Source organism: Streptomyces sp. NPDC056296, assembly GCF_042268605.1.
GTDB lineage: Bacteria > Actinomycetota > Actinomycetes > Streptomycetales > Streptomycetaceae > Streptomyces.
Genome location: NZ_JBHJRX010000002.1, coordinates 104,614 through 119,888, shown reverse-complemented (window position 1 = coordinate 119,888; position 15,275 = coordinate 104,614). Strand labels below are relative to the sequence as shown.

General features: G+C 71.6%; 13 protein-coding genes. 12 read left to right on the top strand and 1 reads right to left on the bottom strand.

From position 1 onward, the window contains the following. The first annotated feature begins 126 nt into the window (after nucleotides 1-126). From ACFCZF_RS02175 to ACFCZF_RS02165, 3 genes are all read left to right on the top strand, one after another. A complete protein-coding gene (locus ACFCZF_RS02175) occupies nucleotides 127-1,128 on the top strand; it encodes a methionine synthase (protein ID WP_376670004.1) in 1,002 nt (333 codons plus the stop codon). A 15-nt stretch (nucleotides 1,129-1,143) separates the two neighbouring features. Next, nucleotides 1,144-3,339, top strand: a complete 2,196-nt coding sequence (ligA, locus tag ACFCZF_RS02170; protein ID WP_376670003.1) for an NAD-dependent DNA ligase LigA — start codon at nucleotides 1,144-1,146, stop codon at nucleotides 3,337-3,339. Nucleotides 3,340-3,598: 259 nt separating this feature from the next. Further along, a complete protein-coding gene (locus tag ACFCZF_RS02165) occupies nucleotides 3,599-5,827 on the top strand; it encodes a putative bifunctional diguanylate cyclase/phosphodiesterase (protein ID WP_376670002.1) in 2,229 nt (742 codons plus the stop codon). A 495-nt stretch (nucleotides 5,828-6,322) separates the two neighbouring features. Here the strand turns inward: ACFCZF_RS02165 and ACFCZF_RS02160 are convergent, their stop codons facing one another. Next, entirely contained in the window at nucleotides 6,323-6,913 is a 591-nt protein-coding gene (locus ACFCZF_RS02160) for a TetR/AcrR family transcriptional regulator (protein ID WP_376670001.1), read from the bottom strand. Nucleotides 6,914-6,998: 85 nt separating this feature from the next. On the opposite strand from ACFCZF_RS02160, the gene ACFCZF_RS02155 reads away from it, so the two are divergent. From ACFCZF_RS02155 to ACFCZF_RS02115, 9 genes are all read left to right on the top strand, one after another. After that, a complete protein-coding gene (locus tag ACFCZF_RS02155) occupies nucleotides 6,999-7,370 on the top strand; it encodes a DUF4267 domain-containing protein (protein ID WP_375908701.1) in 372 nt (123 codons plus the stop codon). 199 nt (nucleotides 7,371-7,569) lie between these two features. Then, nucleotides 7,570-7,866: an Asp-tRNA(Asn)/Glu-tRNA(Gln) amidotransferase subunit GatC gene (gene gatC, locus ACFCZF_RS02150; protein ID WP_003973500.1), complete on the top strand. Its 297-nt coding sequence runs from the start codon at nucleotides 7,570-7,572 to the stop codon at nucleotides 7,864-7,866. Nucleotides 7,867-7,871: 5 nt separating this feature from the next. Further along, nucleotides 7,872-9,365 carry an Asp-tRNA(Asn)/Glu-tRNA(Gln) amidotransferase subunit GatA gene (gene gatA / locus ACFCZF_RS02145; protein WP_375908705.1) on the top strand — a complete coding sequence of 498 codons (1,494 nt, stop codon included), beginning with the start codon at nucleotides 7,872-7,874 and terminating at the stop codon, nucleotides 9,363-9,365. Beyond that, nucleotides 9,362-9,601 (top strand): hypothetical protein, encoded by a 240-nt coding sequence (locus ACFCZF_RS02140; protein ID WP_121749321.1) that lies wholly within the window; start codon nucleotides 9,362-9,364, stop codon nucleotides 9,599-9,601. Before gatA ends, ACFCZF_RS02140 begins: the two co-directional genes overlap by 4 nt. A gap of 15 nt (nucleotides 9,602-9,616) precedes the next feature. After that, nucleotides 9,617-11,131, top strand: coding sequence for an Asp-tRNA(Asn)/Glu-tRNA(Gln) amidotransferase subunit GatB (gene gatB / locus ACFCZF_RS02135; RefSeq protein WP_376670000.1), 1,515 nt, complete (start codon nucleotides 9,617-9,619; stop codon nucleotides 11,129-11,131). Between the two features lie 274 nt (nucleotides 11,132-11,405). Further along, complete coding sequence (locus tag ACFCZF_RS02130) at nucleotides 11,406-13,652, top strand: MMPL family transporter (protein ID WP_376669999.1); 2,247 nt, start codon at nucleotides 11,406-11,408, stop codon at nucleotides 13,650-13,652. Beyond that, on the top strand, nucleotides 13,630-14,214 hold the full coding sequence (locus ACFCZF_RS02125; RefSeq protein WP_376669998.1) for a GNAT family N-acetyltransferase: 585 nt from the start codon (nucleotides 13,630-13,632) through the stop codon (nucleotides 14,212-14,214). Before ACFCZF_RS02130 ends, ACFCZF_RS02125 begins: the two co-directional genes overlap by 23 nt. 35 nt (nucleotides 14,215-14,249) lie before the next feature. Continuing rightward, nucleotides 14,250-14,846 (top strand): hypothetical protein, encoded by a 597-nt coding sequence (locus ACFCZF_RS02120; RefSeq protein WP_376669997.1) that lies wholly within the window; start codon nucleotides 14,250-14,252, stop codon nucleotides 14,844-14,846. Between the two features lie 212 nt (nucleotides 14,847-15,058). Continuing rightward, nucleotides 15,059-15,244: a hypothetical protein gene (locus tag ACFCZF_RS02115; protein WP_376669996.1), complete on the top strand. Its 186-nt coding sequence runs from the start codon at nucleotides 15,059-15,061 to the stop codon at nucleotides 15,242-15,244. Nucleotides 15,245-15,275: the final 31 nt, after the last annotated feature.

The window sequence follows — 15,275 nt, the reverse complement described above, 5'->3', positions numbered from 1 at the left end:
GGGGGCCGGGGGCGGCAGCCCGGGGGACGGGACGGGACGGGAAGGGGCGGCGGGGGCGAGATCCCGACCCGCCCCGACCGCCAACCACCCCCACCCCACCGTCGGAGACCTGCGTACGCTTCCCCCGTGAACGACAACCCCCGCCTCGGCACCGCCACAGGCGTCGGCTCCCTCCCGGGAACCGACGCCCGCGAGGCCGCCAAGACCAGCACCGGCACCTTCGAGGACTTCCCCTTCCTCCCCGAGCTGCCCGCCCGCGGCCCCGGCGCCGACATGATCGGCCGCACCGCCGGGATGCTCGTCGAGCTGTACGCGCGCGTGGAGCCCAGCGGCTGGCGGCTCGGCGACCGGCCGGGACGGGACACCAAGCGGGCCCGGGCCTGGCTGGGGGAGGACCTCGACGCGCTGGAGGAGTTCACCCAGGGCTACGAGGGGCCGCTGAAGGTCCAGGCCGTCGGCCCCTGGACGCTGGCCGCCGCCCTGGAACTGCGCAACGGCGAGGCGGTCCTCTCCGACGCCGGCGCGTCCCGCGACCTCGCCGCCTCGCTCGCCGAGGGTCTGCGCCTGCACCTCGCCGAGGTCCGGCGCCGCGTGCCGGGCGCCCGGATCGCGCTCCAGCTCGACGAGCCGTCCCTCACCGCCGTACTGCGCGGCCAGGTACGGAGCGCCAGCGGCTACCGCACCCACCGGGCCGTCGACCGCCAGGTCGTGGAGGCCGCCCTGCGCGACGTCGCCGGGGTGCACGGCGACGACCCCGTCGTGGTCCACTCCTGCGCACCGGACGTGCCGTTCGCCCTGTTGCGCCGGGCGGGCGTCGCGGGCGTCTCCTTCGACTTCTCGCTTCTCACCGAGCGTGACGACGAGGCGATCGGCGAGGCGGTCGAAGGCGGCACCCGGCTGTTCGCCGGTGTCGTGCCGGGGACGGACGGCGCATTGTCAGACCCTGCCGGTAGCGTCATGGGTGTCAGGACGCTGTGGCGCAGGCTGGGGCTGCATCCGGGGCTTCTCGCGGAGGCGGTCACCGTCACGCCGACGTGCGGACTCGCGGGCGCGTCCCCCGGGTACGCCCGCCGGGCGCTCGCTCACTGCGCCCGGGCGGCGAGATCCCTCGCGGACAACCCAGAGTAACGGGAGGACCACACGGTGGCCGGCGACAAGCAAGCGGAGACGACGAGCGTGCCCGCCGAGGCGCGCGAGAAGCACGTGCAGCTCGCTGAGCAGATCGAGGAGCACCGCTTCCGGTACTACGTGAAGGACGCCCCCGTCGTCAGCGACGCGGACTTCGACCGGCTGCTGCGTTCCCTGGAGGAGCTGGAGGAGGAGTATCCGGAGCTGCGCACCCCGGACTCCCCGACCCAGAAGGTCGCCGGCTCCTACGAGACCGAGTTCACGGCCGTGGAGCACCGTTCCCGGATGCTCTCCCTCGACAACACCTTCAACGACGACGAACTCGCCGCGTGGACCGAGCGGATCGCCAAGGAGCTGGGCGAGCAGGAGTACCACTTCCTGTGCGAGCTGAAGGTCGACGGACTCGCCGTCAACCTCACCTACGAGCGCGGCCGCCTCGTCCGCGCGGCCACCCGCGGCGACGGCCGCACCGGCGAGGACATCACGCCCAACGTCCGCACCATCGCCGACATCCCGGAGCGCCTCAAGGGGGACAAGGTCCCCGACCTCGTGGAGATCCGAGGCGAGGTCTACTTCCCGATGGAGAAGTTCCAGGAGCTCAACAAGCGGTTGAACGAGGCGGGGGACAAGCCCTTCGCCAACCCGCGCAACGCGGCGGCCGGTTCGCTGCGCCAGAAGGACCCGCGCGTCACCGCCACCCGGCCGCTGCACATGGTGGTCCACGGCATCGGCGTCCTGGAGGGCTTCAAGGGCATGACCCGCCTCTCCCAGGCCTACGACCTCCTGAAGACCTGGGGCCTGCCCACCTCCCCGCACAACAGGGTGGTCGACGGACTCGACGGCGTACGGGACTTCATCGCGTACTACGGCGAGAACCGGCACTCCGTCGCGCACGAGATCGACGGTGTCGTCGTCAAGCTCGACGAGATCCGCCTCCAGGGACGGCTCGGCTCCACGGCCCGGGCGCCGCGCTGGGCCATCGCGTACAAGTACGCGCCGGAGGAGGTCAACACCAAGCTCGTCGACATCAAGGTGGGCGTCGGCCGAACCGGCCGCGTCACGCCGTACGCGCAGGTCGAGCCGGTCACCGTGGCAGGCAGCGAGGTCGAGTTCGCCACGCTGCACAACCAGGAGGTCGTCAAGGCCAAGGGCGTGCTCATCGGCGACACCGTGGTGCTGCGCAAGGCCGGTGACGTCATCCCGGAGATCCTCGGGCCGGTCGCCGACCTGCGCGACGGCAGCGAGCGCGAGTTCGTCATGCCGACCGAGTGCCCCGAGTGCGGGACGCCGCTGAAGGCGATGAAGGAGGGCGACATCGACCGGCGCTGCCCCAACGCCCGTACGTGCCCCGCCCAGTTGCGTGAGCGCGTCTCCTACCTTGCCGGCCGGGAGTGCCTGGACATCGAGCACTTCGGCGGCGTCGTGGCGGCCGCGCTGACCGGGCCGCTGGAGCCGTCCCGGCCACCGCTGGTGGACGAGGGCGACCTCTTCGGCCTCACCGTCGAGAAGCTGCTGCCCATCAAGGCGTACGTCCTCGACCCGGACAGCGGGCTGCCCAAGCGCGACCCCAAGACCGGCGAGGAGAAGATCGTCACGGTCTTCGCCAACAAGGAGGGCGAGCCGAAGAAGAACACCCTCGCGCTGCTGAAGCACATCGAGGAGGCCAAGGCCCGCCCGCTCGCCCGCTTCCTCAACGGGCTCTCCATCCGGTATGTGGGACCCGTCGCCGCCCAGGCCCTCGCCCGGGAGTTCCGCTCCATCGACCGCATCGAGCAGGCCACCGAGGAGGAGTTGGCGAACACGGACGGCGTGGGCGGCACCATCGCCACCGCCGTCAAGGAGTGGTTCGCCGAGGAGTGGCACCGGGAGATCGTCCGCAAGTGGAAGGCGGCCGGAGTCCCGCTGGAGGACCGGTCGACGGGGGAGGACGAGGGGCCGCGCCCACTGGAGGGGCTCACCGTCGTCGTCACCGGCACCCTGGAGAACTTCACCCGGGACGGGGCCAAGGACGCCCTCCAGAGCAGGGGCGCCAAAGTGACCGGATCGGTCTCCAAGAAGACGTCCTTCGTCGTGGTCGGTGACAACCCCGGGTCGAAGCACGACAAGGCGATGCAACTGAAGGTGCCGGTTCTGAACGAGGACGGTTTCACCGTCCTGCTCGAACAAGGACCCGAAGCGGCGGCCGACGTCGCACTTTCGGCTGAGGAATAGCGGTTGAAGGCCACCCGATCGGCGCATACCAGATGCATACGGGTGGCCGGGTCGCATTCGGGCAACCGTCGACGACCGGTGCCCCTGGAAGCCTTCCGCGGCCTACTGTTGAGGTGTGCGCCTGCCGTGCCCAGCTGCGGTCGGGGCATCCCCCTGCCCCCGAGGGGCAGGGGGAAGGGTTCTCCAACGCGGAGCCGTTGATGGATGTCGGGCGTCGGGCCGCGTGGCGTGGGCACCGCCGGCCGTGAGAGGGACGGGAATGGAACCGACCGAGAGCGCCGCCGCGGGCTCACGGCTGAGCCTGCGTCGCATGGTGGGCGCGTGGCACGTGAGCCGGTGGCTCGGGCAGCGCGGTGGTGGCGCACCGCATCCCGCGGCGGCCGCCCGCGGCTCCGCGCCGCCGGGCAACCACCATGCCTCCGTCCTGTCCGACACCGAGACCGACGGCGAACGGCACCTGCACTGGCCGGCGTTGCCCTCGGGGGTCGTCGCGGCCGCCGCCTTCGTCCTGGGCGCCGGCTTCTACCGGGCGTTCACCGACGGCCACGCCCTCTTCCCGTCCGGCACCGCCGGCTGGTCCCTGGCCGTGCTGACCGGCATCGTCGTCGGGCACCTGGTCATGCTCGGCCGCTCCCGCTGGTGGGGCGGCACCGGATCCGGCGCCGCCCTCACCCTCGCCGTCCTGCTGCTGTACGGCTGGGTTCCGGCCGGCATGGTCAGTCTCACCGTCGTCGTCCTGGTCGGCATAGCCCGGCGGGGCCGCTGGCGGCAGGGCGTCCTGCACGGCGCGGTGGACATCCTCGGCATCGCCGCGGGCGCCGGGCTGCTGGGCGTCTGCGGCTCCGTACCCTCCGTCGAGGACCCCTGGGACCCCAACACCTGGGGGGTGTACGCGGCGCCCAAGGTGGTGCTCGTCGCGGTCGCCTACCTCGCCGTCACCCGCGCCCTGTTGTGGTACCTGCAGACACCGCGCGTCGGCCTGCCCACCGTCGCCCGCACCGCCCTGGTCAGACAGGGCCTGGTCGCCGTCGCCCTGCTCGGCATCGCCCCGCTGGTCTGCGTGGTCGCGGTCGCCAAGCCGCTGCTGCTGCCGCTGTTCTCCATCCCGCTGATCGCCCTCGACTCCACCCTGTGGATCGCCCGCGCCCGGGCCGAGGAGCAGCTGCGCGACCCGCTCACCGGCCTGCCCAACCGGCAGTGGCTCCTTGAGCGGACCTGGACCGCGCTGGACGACGCCGAGCGCATCGGCGCCCGCGCCGCCCTGATGCTGATCGACCTCGACCGTTTCCGGTCGGTCAACGACACACTCGGTCACCTCGCCGGCGACCGGCTGCTGCTGCAGACCGCCGACCGGCTGCGGCAGGCCCTGCCGCGCGGGGCGGAGGCCGCGCGGCTCGGTGGCGACGAGTTCGCCGTCTTACTGCCCGTCGCCGACTCCACCACGTCGGCGACCCGGATCGCCCGTGCCCTGGTCGCCGCGCTCAGCTCTCCGATGGACCTCGACGGGCTCACCCTCGTCCTGGAGGCCAGCGCCGGAGTCGCCGTCTTCCCCGACCACGCGCTGGACGCCGAAGGACTGCTGCGCCGCGCGGACGTGGCGATGTACCAGGCGAAGCGGGACCGCACGGGCGTCGAGGTCTACGAGTCCAAGCGGGACTCCAACACCCCGGACCGCCTCGGGCTGCTGGGCGATCTGCGCCGGGCCCTGGACGCCCATGAGGTGCAGCTGCACTACCAGCCCAAGGTCCGCTTCGACGGACAGGTCGCGGGCCTTGAGGCCCTGGTCCGCTGGGTGCACCCCGAGCGCGGCAAGGTACCGCCGGACGAGTTCATAGCGATCGCCGAGTCCTCCGGGCTGATGCCCCACCTCACCGAGTACGTGCTGGAGACGGCGCTCGGACAGGTCGCCCGCTGGCGCTCCCAGGGCCTGTTCGTGCCGGTCGCGGTCAACGTCTCCCCGCGCGACGTCCACACCCCCGGCTTCGCGGGCGCGGTGGCCGCCCGGCTGGCCCGGCACGGTGTCCCCGCGGGAGCGCTCCAACTGGAGATCACGGAACACGTCCTCCTGGAGGACCCGCAGCGTGCCGCCGACACCCTCAACGCGCTGACCGGGCACGGCGTCAAGATGTCCCTGGACGACTTCGGCACCGGCTACTCCTCCCTCGTGCACCTGCGCCGGCTCCCGGTCAGCGAGCTCAAGATCGACCGTTCGTTCGTGGCCCGGCTCGCCGTCGACACCGAGGACGCCGAGATCGTGCGCTGCACCGTCGACCTCGCGCACTCCCTCGGCCTGCTCGTCGTCGCCGAGGGCGTGGAGGACGACGAGACCTGGGAGCGGTTGCGCGACCTCGGCTGCGACGCCGTACAGGGCTGGCTGGTCGCGGCCGCGATGCCGCCCGAGGAGACCACCGCCTGGCTGCTCGCCCGGGGATCCCGGGGCTGGGTGCGGGCCGCCGCCGCACTGCCCGCGGTGGCGACCGACGAGTGACCTGACCGCCGTGCGGCAGACGCGACGGGCACGCCTGCCCCGTAGGAGGCACCCGCCGTCGACTGCCCGGCGGAGGCGATGCGGAGCCGCTTCCCGGCCGTACCGCTCCCGAGTCCGGAGCCGTACCGCTCCCGGGCATGCTGCTCCCGAGCCGTGCTGCTCCCGGGCGTGCTGCTCCCGAGCCGTGCTGCACCCGGGCGTGCTGCTCCCGGGCGTGCTGCTCCCGAGCCGTGCTGCACCCGGGCGTGCTGCTTCCGGGCGTGTTGCGCCCGAGCCGTGCTGCACCCGGCCGTGTCGCTTCCGGGCGTGTTGCGCCCGAGCCGTGCTGCACCCGGCCGTGTCGCTTCCGGGCGTGTTGCGCCCGAGCCGTGCTGCTCCCGGCCGTGTCGCTCCCGGGCGTGCTGTTCCTGAGCCGTGCTGCTCCGGGCCGTGCTGTTCCTGAGCCGTACCGCTCCCGGCCGTGCCACTCCCCCGTACCGCTCCCGGCCGTACCGCTCAGCGCACGCTGTCCCGCGGCGCGAAGCGTCCGATCAGCAGGGCGAGCCGCTGGTCGTGCGCCTGCTCCGGTAGCCGGCCGCTGCGCATCAGGGTCACCAGCCCGTGCAGGCCCGCCCAGAACGTCTCCGTGAGCAGCGCCGGGTCCTCGTCCTCGGCGGCGAAGGGCTCGACGGCCCTCAGCAGCTCGGCGAACGCCTCCTGGAGGGCCGCCGGAGCCTCGGGCGTGGCGAACGGCAGGTCCACCCGGTGCGTGAACATCGCGTCGTAGAGCGCGGGCCGCCGTCGGCCGAAGGCGGTGTACGCCCTCCCGACCGCCGCCAGCGTCTCGCGCGCCCCCTCGGCCACCGCGGTCGCCGCCCGCAGTTCGTCCGTGAACTCCTCGCAGCCCCGCACCGCGACCGCCGCCATGATCGCGTCCTTGCCCTTGAAGTGGCTGTACAGGACCGGCTGGCTGTACTCGATCTCGGCGGCCAGCCGGCGGGTGGTGACCGCGTCCCAGCCCTCCGCCTCGGCCAGGTCCCGCGCGGCCGTCACGATCAGCCGCTCGCGCTCCGCTCGTTCGCGCTCCCGGCGCGTCTGGATCGTCATGACCGCGATTCTAGCAACGCTAGCCATCCTGTCGGCGCTCTGCTAGCGTCGCCATTGTTCCTAGCAGCGCTAGCGAGGAGAGATCGTGACCGTCACCGCGTACACCCTGGCCGTCGTGCTCAACCTGTTCTGCGTGTTCCTCGGTTACCGCTTCCTGTTCCAGCCCGGCCCCGCCGCCACCGGCTACGGGGTCCCGGCCGACCCCTCCGGTGATGCAGGCGCCTACCTGACGATCAAGGGCCTGAGGGACGGGACGTTCGGTCTGGTGGGCCTGGCCCTGCTGGCCTTCGCGGGCGCCCGCGCCGAGGCCTGGTTCATGCTCTGCGTGGCCGTCGTACCGCTCGGCGACATGCTCATAGTGCTGCGCCACGGCGGTGCGAAGGCCGTGGCCTTCGGCATCCACTTCGCCACCGCGGTCGTCATCCTGATCAGTGCCGGTCTGCTCTTCGCGGTCTGAGCACGACCCTGTCGTCGCCTCCCCGCGCGGCACCGCCCCGGACCGCGCGGTGCCGCGAGCGGGACGGCGCGGTGCCGCGAGCCGGCCCCGGGGGAAACCGTTTAACGGCCACGGGGCCCGGCCCCATAGGATTGGCCCGAACCGACTTGCCCAAGCCGATTTGCCCACACCACACACACTCACCCCAGAGGAACGCTGCATGCCTGGCATCACGCGCGAGGAGGTCGCCCACCTCGCCCGGCTGGCGCGTCTGGAGCTGAAGCCCGAAGAGCTCGAGCACTTCGCGGGACAGCTGGACGACATCATCGGCGCGGTCGCCCGCGTCAGCGAGGTCGCCGACCAAGACGTACCGCCGACCTCGCACCCGCTCCCGCTGACGAACGTCATGCGGCCGGACGAGGTCCGTCCGTCGCTCACGCCCGAGCAGGCGCTCTCCGGCGCCCCGGCCCAGGAGCAGCAGCGTTTCAAGGTGCCGCAGATCCTGGGGGAGGAGTAACCGCCATGAGCGACATCATCAAGCTCACCGCGGCCGAGATCGCCGCGAAGATCGCCTCCGGCGAGCTGACGGCCGTCGAGGTCACCGAGGCCCACCTGGCCCGCATCGAGGCCGTCGACGAGAAGGTGCACGCCTTCCTGCACGTCGACCGCGAGGGCGCCCTGGCCCAGGCCCGCGCCGTGGACGCCAAGCGCGAGCGCGGCGAGAAGCTCGGCCCGCTGGCCGGCGTCCCGCTCGCACTCAAGGACATCTTCACCACCGAGGGCATCCCCACCACCGTCGGCTCGAAGATCCTCGAAGGCTGGATCCCGCCGTACGACGCGACCGTCACCCAGCGTCTGAAGGCCGCCGACGTCGTCATCCTCGGCAAGACCAACATGGACGAGTTCGCCATGGGGTCCTCGACGGAGAACAGCGCGTACGGCCCGACCGGCAACCCCTGGGACCTCACCAAGATCCCCGGCGGCTCCGGCGGCGGGTCCTCCGCCGCGCTCGCGGCCTTCCAGGCCCCGCTCGCCATCGGCACCGACACCGGCGGCTCCATCCGCCAGCCCGCGTCCGTCACCGGCACCGTCGGCGTCAAGCCGACCTACGGCGGCGTCTCCCGCTACGGCATGGTGGCCTTCTCCTCCTCCCTCGACCAGGGCGGCCCCTGCGCCCGCACGGTCCTGGACGCGGCCCTGCTGCACGAGGTGATCGCCGGGCACGACCCGATGGACTCCACCTCGATCGACGCCCCGGTCCCCGCGGTCGTCGAGGCCGCCCGCAACGGCAGCGTCGCCGGCATGCGCGTCGGCGTCGTCAAGCAGTTCCGCGGCGAGGGCTACCAGGCCGGCGTCATCCAGCGCTTCGACGAGTCCGTCGAGCTGCTGAAGGAGCTGGGCGCGGAGATCGTCGAGCTGGACTGCCCGTCCTTCGACCTCGCGCTGTCGGCGTACTACCTGATCGCGCCCTCCGAGTGCTCCTCCAACCTCGCCCGCTTCGACGGCCTGCGCTACGGCGCGCGCGTCGGCGACGACGGCACGCACTCCGCCGAGGAGGTCACCTCCCTGACCCGCGAGGCCGGCTTCGGCCCCGAGGTCAAGCGCCGCATCATGCTCGGCACGTACGCCCTCAGCTCCGGCTACTACGACGCGTACTACGGCAGCGCCCAGAAGGTCCGCACCCTCATCACGCGGGACTTCGAGAAGGCCTTCGAGCAGGTCGACGTGATCGTCTCCCCGACGACCCCGACCACCGCCTTCGCGATCGGCGAGCGTGCCGACGACCCGATGGCGATGTACCTGGCCGACCTGTGCACCATCCCCACCAACCTGGCGGGCAACGCGGCCATGTCGCTGCCCTGCGGCCTCGCCCCCGAGGACAACCTGCCGGTGGGTCTGCAGATCATCGCCCCCGCCATGAAGGACGACCGGCTGTACAAGGTCGGCGCGGCCGTGGAGGCCGCCTTCGTGGAAAGGTGGGGCCACCCGCTGATCGAGGAGGCACCGTCGCTGTGAGCGCACTGACCAAGGCCAAGGGCTTCAAGAGCTCCAAGTCCGGCCTGTACGTCTCGATGGCCACGTCGGCGTTCGGCGCCGTCGGGGTGTACAAGCAGATCAAGAAGGCCCGGGGCGAGAGCGACACGCTGCGGCTGCTCGACGCCGTCGTGACCGGCGCAGCGGTCGTCACCAACCTCGCCATCCTGTACCGCGAGCTGAAGCGTCTGGGCGACGACGACGTCCTGCTGGGCTGAGAGGGAAGTTTCACCGTGACCACCACGACCGACCTGGTGTCGTACGAGGACGCGCTGGCGTCGTACGACCCCGTCATGGGCCTTGAGGTCCATGTCGAACTCGGCACCCACACCAAGATGTTCTGCGGCTGTTCGACCGCACTGGGCGCTGACCCCAACACCCAGACCTGCCCCGTCTGCCTCGGCATGCCCGGCGCGCTCCCGGTCGTCAACGCGACCGGCGTCGAGTCGGCGATCCGGATCGGTCTCGCACTGAACTGCGAGATCGCCGAGTGGTGCCGCTTCGCCCGGAAGAACTACTTCTATCCGGACATGCCGAAGAACTTCCAGACCTCCCAGTACGACGAGCCGATCGCCTTCAACGGCTACCTCGACGTGCAGCTGGAGGACGGCGAGACCTTCCGCGTGGAGATCGAGCGCGCCCACATGGAGGAGGACACCGGCAAGTCGCTGCACGTCGGTGGCGCGACGGGCCGTATCCACGGTGCCTCGCACTCCCTCCTCGACTACAACCGCGCGGGCATCCCGCTCATCGAGATCGTCACCAAGCCGATCGAGGGAGCGGGCGAGCGGGCCCCCGAGGTCGCGCGAGCCTACGTCCGTGAACTGCGCGAACTCATCCGTGCCCTCGGCGTGTCCGAGGCCCGCATGGAGATGGGCCAGATGCGCTGCGACGTGAACCTGTCGCTGCGCCCGCACGGCCGGGAGAAGTTCGGCACCCGCAGCGAGACCAAGAACGTCAACTCGCTGCGCTCCGTGGAGCGCGCCGCCCGCTTCGAGATCCAGCGGCACGCCGCCGTGCTGAACGACGGCGGCACGATCATCCAGGAGACCCGCCACTTCCACGAGGACACGGGGTCCACGACCTCGGGCCGGGTGAAGGAGGAGGCCGAGGACTACCGGTACTTCCCGGAGCCCGACCTGGTGCCGGTCGCCCCCTCACGCGAGTGGGTCGAGGAGATCCGTTCCAGCCTGCCCGAGCTGCCGCTGGTGCGCCGCAACCGGCTCCGCGAGGAGTGGGGGATCTCCGGCAACGACATGCAGTCGATCCTCAACGCCGGCGCGCTGGACCCGATCGTCGCCACGATCGACGCCGGTGCCGACGCGGCCTCCGCCCGCAAGTGGTGGATGGGCGAGCTGGCCCGCAGCGCCAACGAGTCGGGCCAGGCGCTCGACGAGCTGGCGATCACGCCGGAGCAGGTCGCGCGGGTCGCCGAGCTGGTCACGAAGGGCGACCTGAACGACAAGCTGGCCCGCCAGGTCATCCTGGGCGTCCTCGCCGGTGAGGGCACGCCGGACGAGGTCGTCGACAAGCGCGGCCTGAAGGTCGTCTCCGACGAGGGCGCGCTCACCACCGCCGTCGACGAGGCCATCGCCGGCAACCAGGGCGTCGTGGACAAGATCCGCGGCGGCAAGGTGGCCGCGGTCGGCGCTCTGGTCGGCGCGGTCATGAAGGCGACCCGGGGCCAGGCGGACGCGGCCCGTGTCAAGGAGCTGATCCTGGAGAAGCTGGGCGTCAGCGAGGGCTGAGCCACCCGGCATCGCATGTTCTGAGGGGTTGCACCCGGTCGGGTGCAACCCCTCAGGCGTTCGGCTACGAATCACCCATAGGGAACAACACGTTCATCCGATCGTCCTGCGTATCGTCTTCGCCTCTGTGAATAAGCCCACTAAATCCGCAAACGATCAATTCTGACTGAAAGAGTGGCTCCGCATTACTCATGCGTTCTTTGCGGGCCGTTCAGTTCATGAACAACTGTTCCCGGACAAAGATCCACAATCAGACACCCCTGGGAGCACGTTCGTGGCAGCCCTCGCACGCTGGTGTGTCCAACGCCGCCTCGTCGCCGTCCTGCTCTGGCTCCTCGCCTTCGGCGGGGTCGCCACGGCCGCCGTGGTCACCGGCTCCGCGTACTCCAACGACTACGGAGTCCCCGGCACCGACTCCGACCGTGCCTCCCAGCTGCTCGCCTCCGGCTTCCCCGACCTCGGCGGCGACGGCGACACGATCGTCTGGCACACGACGACCGACACCGTCCGCGCCACCGACGTCGAACAGACCATGACCCGCACCCTGGACCGCATCGCGGACCTGCCCGGGGTGGCCTCGGTGACCAACCCGTACGACGACCCCGACTCGCCCATGATCAGCGAGAACGCCCATACCGCGTACGCCTCGGTCACCTTCGAGGACGCCTCCCAGGACATCGACGCGGCCGAGGCGCGGGCCGTGGTCGACACCGCCGAGGCGGCCGCGACCGACGGGCTCCAGGTCGAACTGGGCGGCGGCGCCGTCGCGCTCACCGAGGCGCCGGACGGTCATCTCGCCGAGGTCCTCGGCGTGGCCGTGGCCGCGGTCGTCCTCTTCCTCGCCTTCGGCTCCCTCGCCGCCGCCGTACTGCCCATCGCCACCGCGCTGGTCTCCGTCGGCACCGCCTACGCCGGTATCACCCTGCTCGGCCACGCCATGACCGTCGCCGACTTCGCGCCCATGCTGGGCACCCTCATCGGACTCGGCGTCGGCATCGACTACGCGCTGTTCATCGTCACCAGACACCGGCGCGGCCTGAAACGGGGACTCACCGTCGCCGAGGCCGCCGAGAACGCCGTCGCGACCACGGGACGCGCGGTCGTCTTCGCGGGTGCCACCGTTTGCATCGCCCTGCTGGGCATGCTGATCCTCCGGCTGAGCTTCCTCAACGGCGTGGCCATCGCCGCCTCGCTGACCGTCGTCCTCACCGTGGCGGCGTCCGTGACGCTGCTGCCCGCGCTGCTGTCGTACATCGGTCCGCGCGCCCTGAGCCGGCGCGAGCGGCGCCGGCTCGCGGAGCACGGGCCCGAACCCGAGCTGCCCACCGGGTTCGCCGCCCGCTGGTCGGCGTTCGTGGAGCGCCACCCCAAGCTGCTGGGCGCCGTCGCCCTCGTCGTCATCACCGTCCTCGCGCTGCCCACCCTCGGACTGCGCCTCGGCACCTCCGACCAGGGCAACGACCCCAAGGGCAGCACCACCCGCCAGGCCTACGACCTCCTCGCCGACGGCTTCGGCCCCGGCGTGAACGGCCCCCTCACCCTGGTCACCGAGGTCGGCGGCGCCGAGGACCGGCTCGCCCTGGACAACCTGGACGCCTCCCTGCGCACCACCGAGGGCGTCTCCTCGGTGACCCCGGTGACGTACAACTCGGCCGGCGACACCGCGTACCTCGTCGTCGTACCCGAGTCCGCCCCGCAGTCCCGGACGACCAGCGACCTCGTCGAACGGCTGCGCTCCGAGGTGCTCCCGCCTGCCGAGGCCGGCACCGCGCTCGACGTGCACGTCGGCGGCGTCACGGCCGGCTACGACGACTTCGCCGACGTCATCGTCGGCAAGCTGCCCCTCTTCGTCGGCGTCGTCATCAGCCTGGGCTGCCTGCTGCTCCTGCTGGCCTTCCGCTCCGTCGGCATCCCCCTCAAGGCGGCCGCGATGAACGTCGCCGCCGTCGCAGCCTCCTTCGGCGTCGTCGTGGCGATCTTCCAATGGGGCTGGGGGAGCGAACTGCTCGGCCTCGGCAGCGCCGGCCCGATCGAACCCTTCCTGCCGGTGATCATGGTGTCGGTCCTCTTCGGGCTCTCCATGGACTACCAGGTCTTCCTGGTCAGCCGGATGTACGAGGAGTGGCTGGAGACCGGCGACAACCGCCGAGCCGTGCGGGTCGGCCTCGCCGAGACCAGCCGGGTGATCAACTCCGCCGCGGTCATCATGATCTCGGTCTTCCTCGCCTTCGTCCTCAGCGGTGACCGCGTGATCGCCATGTTCGGCATCGCGCTCGCCGCCGCCGTCGCCCTGGACGCCTTCGTCCTGCGCACCCTCCTGGTGCCCGCCCTGATGCACATGCTCGGCAGCGCCAACTGGTGGCTGCCGCGCCGGCTGGACAAGCTCCTGCCGCGCATCAGCATCGAGCCGCCCGAGTGCCGCGTCGCCCATGAGAGGCTGGCCGCGGCGACGGACGCCGAGGTGGCGGGCGTCCTTGCGGAGGAGGAGCGGCAGCGGGATGTACGCGATATCACTGGGTGACGACGGAGCCGAACTGCGCCCCCTGGAGACCTGGCACGCCGAGGAGTTCCTGGCCCACCTGGACCGGGGCAGGGAGTTCATCACACAGCACATCCCCTTCGGGACGAAGGCCACCGACGCCGACTCCGCGCGGCAGCTGATCCAGTCCTACGCCGACCGGCGCGCCGCCGACAGCGGCTTCCTGCACGGGCTGTGGCTGGACGGCAAACTCGTCGGCGGCCTGCTCTTCCGGGTCTTCGACGCGGCCACCGGCGTCTGCGAGATCGGCTGCTGGCTGGAGCCCGCCGGCACGGGGCGCGGCCTCGTCACACGCGGCGCGCGGGTCCTGATCGACTGGGCTTTCGACGAGCGCGGCATGCACCGCGTGGAGTGGCACGCGTCGTCCGCCAACACCCCGAGTGTCAACGCCGCCCGGCGACTCGGCATGATGCGTGAGGGGGTGCTGCGCCAAAGCTCCCACTACCGGGGCGTCCGCCAGGACATCGAGGTGTGGGCGGTGCTCGCGCCCGAGTGGCGTGCGGCACGTGAGGCACGCGCGTGTGCCGCTCAAACGGATCATTAAGGGACCTCTCAGACAGCGTCCGTACGGTGCGAGACATGGGAACGAAGACAGTGGACGAGACCGGCGTGAAGACCGACCTGCACAAGACGGACGAGGCGACGGAGGCTCCCGAGACCGCCGAGGCCGAGACCCCGGACGGAGCGGACGCCACGACGGACGACGCCACGACGGACGGCGCCACGACAGACGCCGAAGCGGCGGACCACGCCGACTCCGCCACCACCGGGAACGAGGGCCCCACCGGCGTCGGCCAGGGCGCGGGGGCCGTCGTCTCGGCCGGGCTCGGCATCGTCTCGCTGACGGGGAGCTGGGTCGGCACCGTGGCCTCCGCCCGCGAGTCGCTGATCGGCCAGCTGGAGACGTCCTCGTCCTCCGACGTCGGCATGCTGATCGAGAAGGGCTACGGCAACGCCTGGCACGCCACCGCGCTGTGGGGCGGACTGTTCGCCCTGGTCGCGCTGATCGTCGGCGTCGTGGTGCTGGCCCGCCCCGCGTTCGGCGCGCCCGGCCGCCCGCAGGCCCCGTGGATCAAGTCGGTCGCCTGGGCGGGCGTCGCCCTCGGCGTCATCGGCCTGCTCCTCGCCGTCCTGAAGTACACGGACGTCCTGCTCGGGCTGCCGTCCACCGGCTGACCAAGCCCTCTGAGGGGTCTTAGGGAATCAGTGCGCCCCCTGCGCACGCCCTAAGTCCCCTCACGCATGTCTAAGGCCCCACCCCCCGCCGAAGATGCGGAACTTACCCGATGTGGCGCACCCCCCTGGGAGACGAAGGTTGAGGCATCGCAAGCAAGCGAAGCCGAAACCGAAGCCGAGACCGGCTCTCACCGAGGGACACGAGGGACACCATGTTCGAGTACGAGATCCAGCAGACCCGTTCCGCCGAACTGATCCGCCGCGCCGACCAGGCCCGGCTGGCCCGCGAGGCCGTCCGCGCCCGTCGCGCCGCCCGCCGGGACGCGGCCAAGGGCACCGCCGAGGCCGAGAGCCATAGCTTCCGGTTCCGCCGGCACCGGTTCACCCGGGCCGCGTGAACGGGGTGAGCGGGGGGACCGGGGAGGACGG

Excerpts from the sequence above, each read along its gene's own strand:
- ACFCZF_RS02120 (WP_376669997.1), top strand. The coding sequence starts at position 14,250 with ATGGGAACGAAGACAGTGGACGAGACCGGCGTGAAGACCGACCTGCAC.
- ACFCZF_RS02115 (WP_376669996.1), top strand. The coding sequence starts at position 15,059 with ATGTTCGAGTACGAGATCCAGCAGACCCGTTCCGCCGAACTGATCCGC.
- ACFCZF_RS02125 (WP_376669998.1), top strand. The coding sequence starts at position 13,630 with ATGTACGCGATATCACTGGGTGACGACGGAGCCGAACTGCGCCCCCTG.
- gatA (WP_375908705.1), top strand. The coding sequence starts at position 7,872 with ATGAGCGACATCATCAAGCTCACCGCGGCCGAGATCGCCGCGAAGATC.
- ACFCZF_RS02165 (WP_376670002.1), top strand. The coding sequence starts at position 3,599 with ATGGAACCGACCGAGAGCGCCGCCGCGGGCTCACGGCTGAGCCTGCGT.
- ACFCZF_RS02160 (WP_376670001.1), bottom strand. The coding sequence starts at position 6,913 with ATGACGATCCAGACGCGCCGGGAGCGCGAACGAGCGGAGCGCGAGCGG.
- gatC (WP_003973500.1), top strand. The coding sequence starts at position 7,570 with ATGCCTGGCATCACGCGCGAGGAGGTCGCCCACCTCGCCCGGCTGGCG.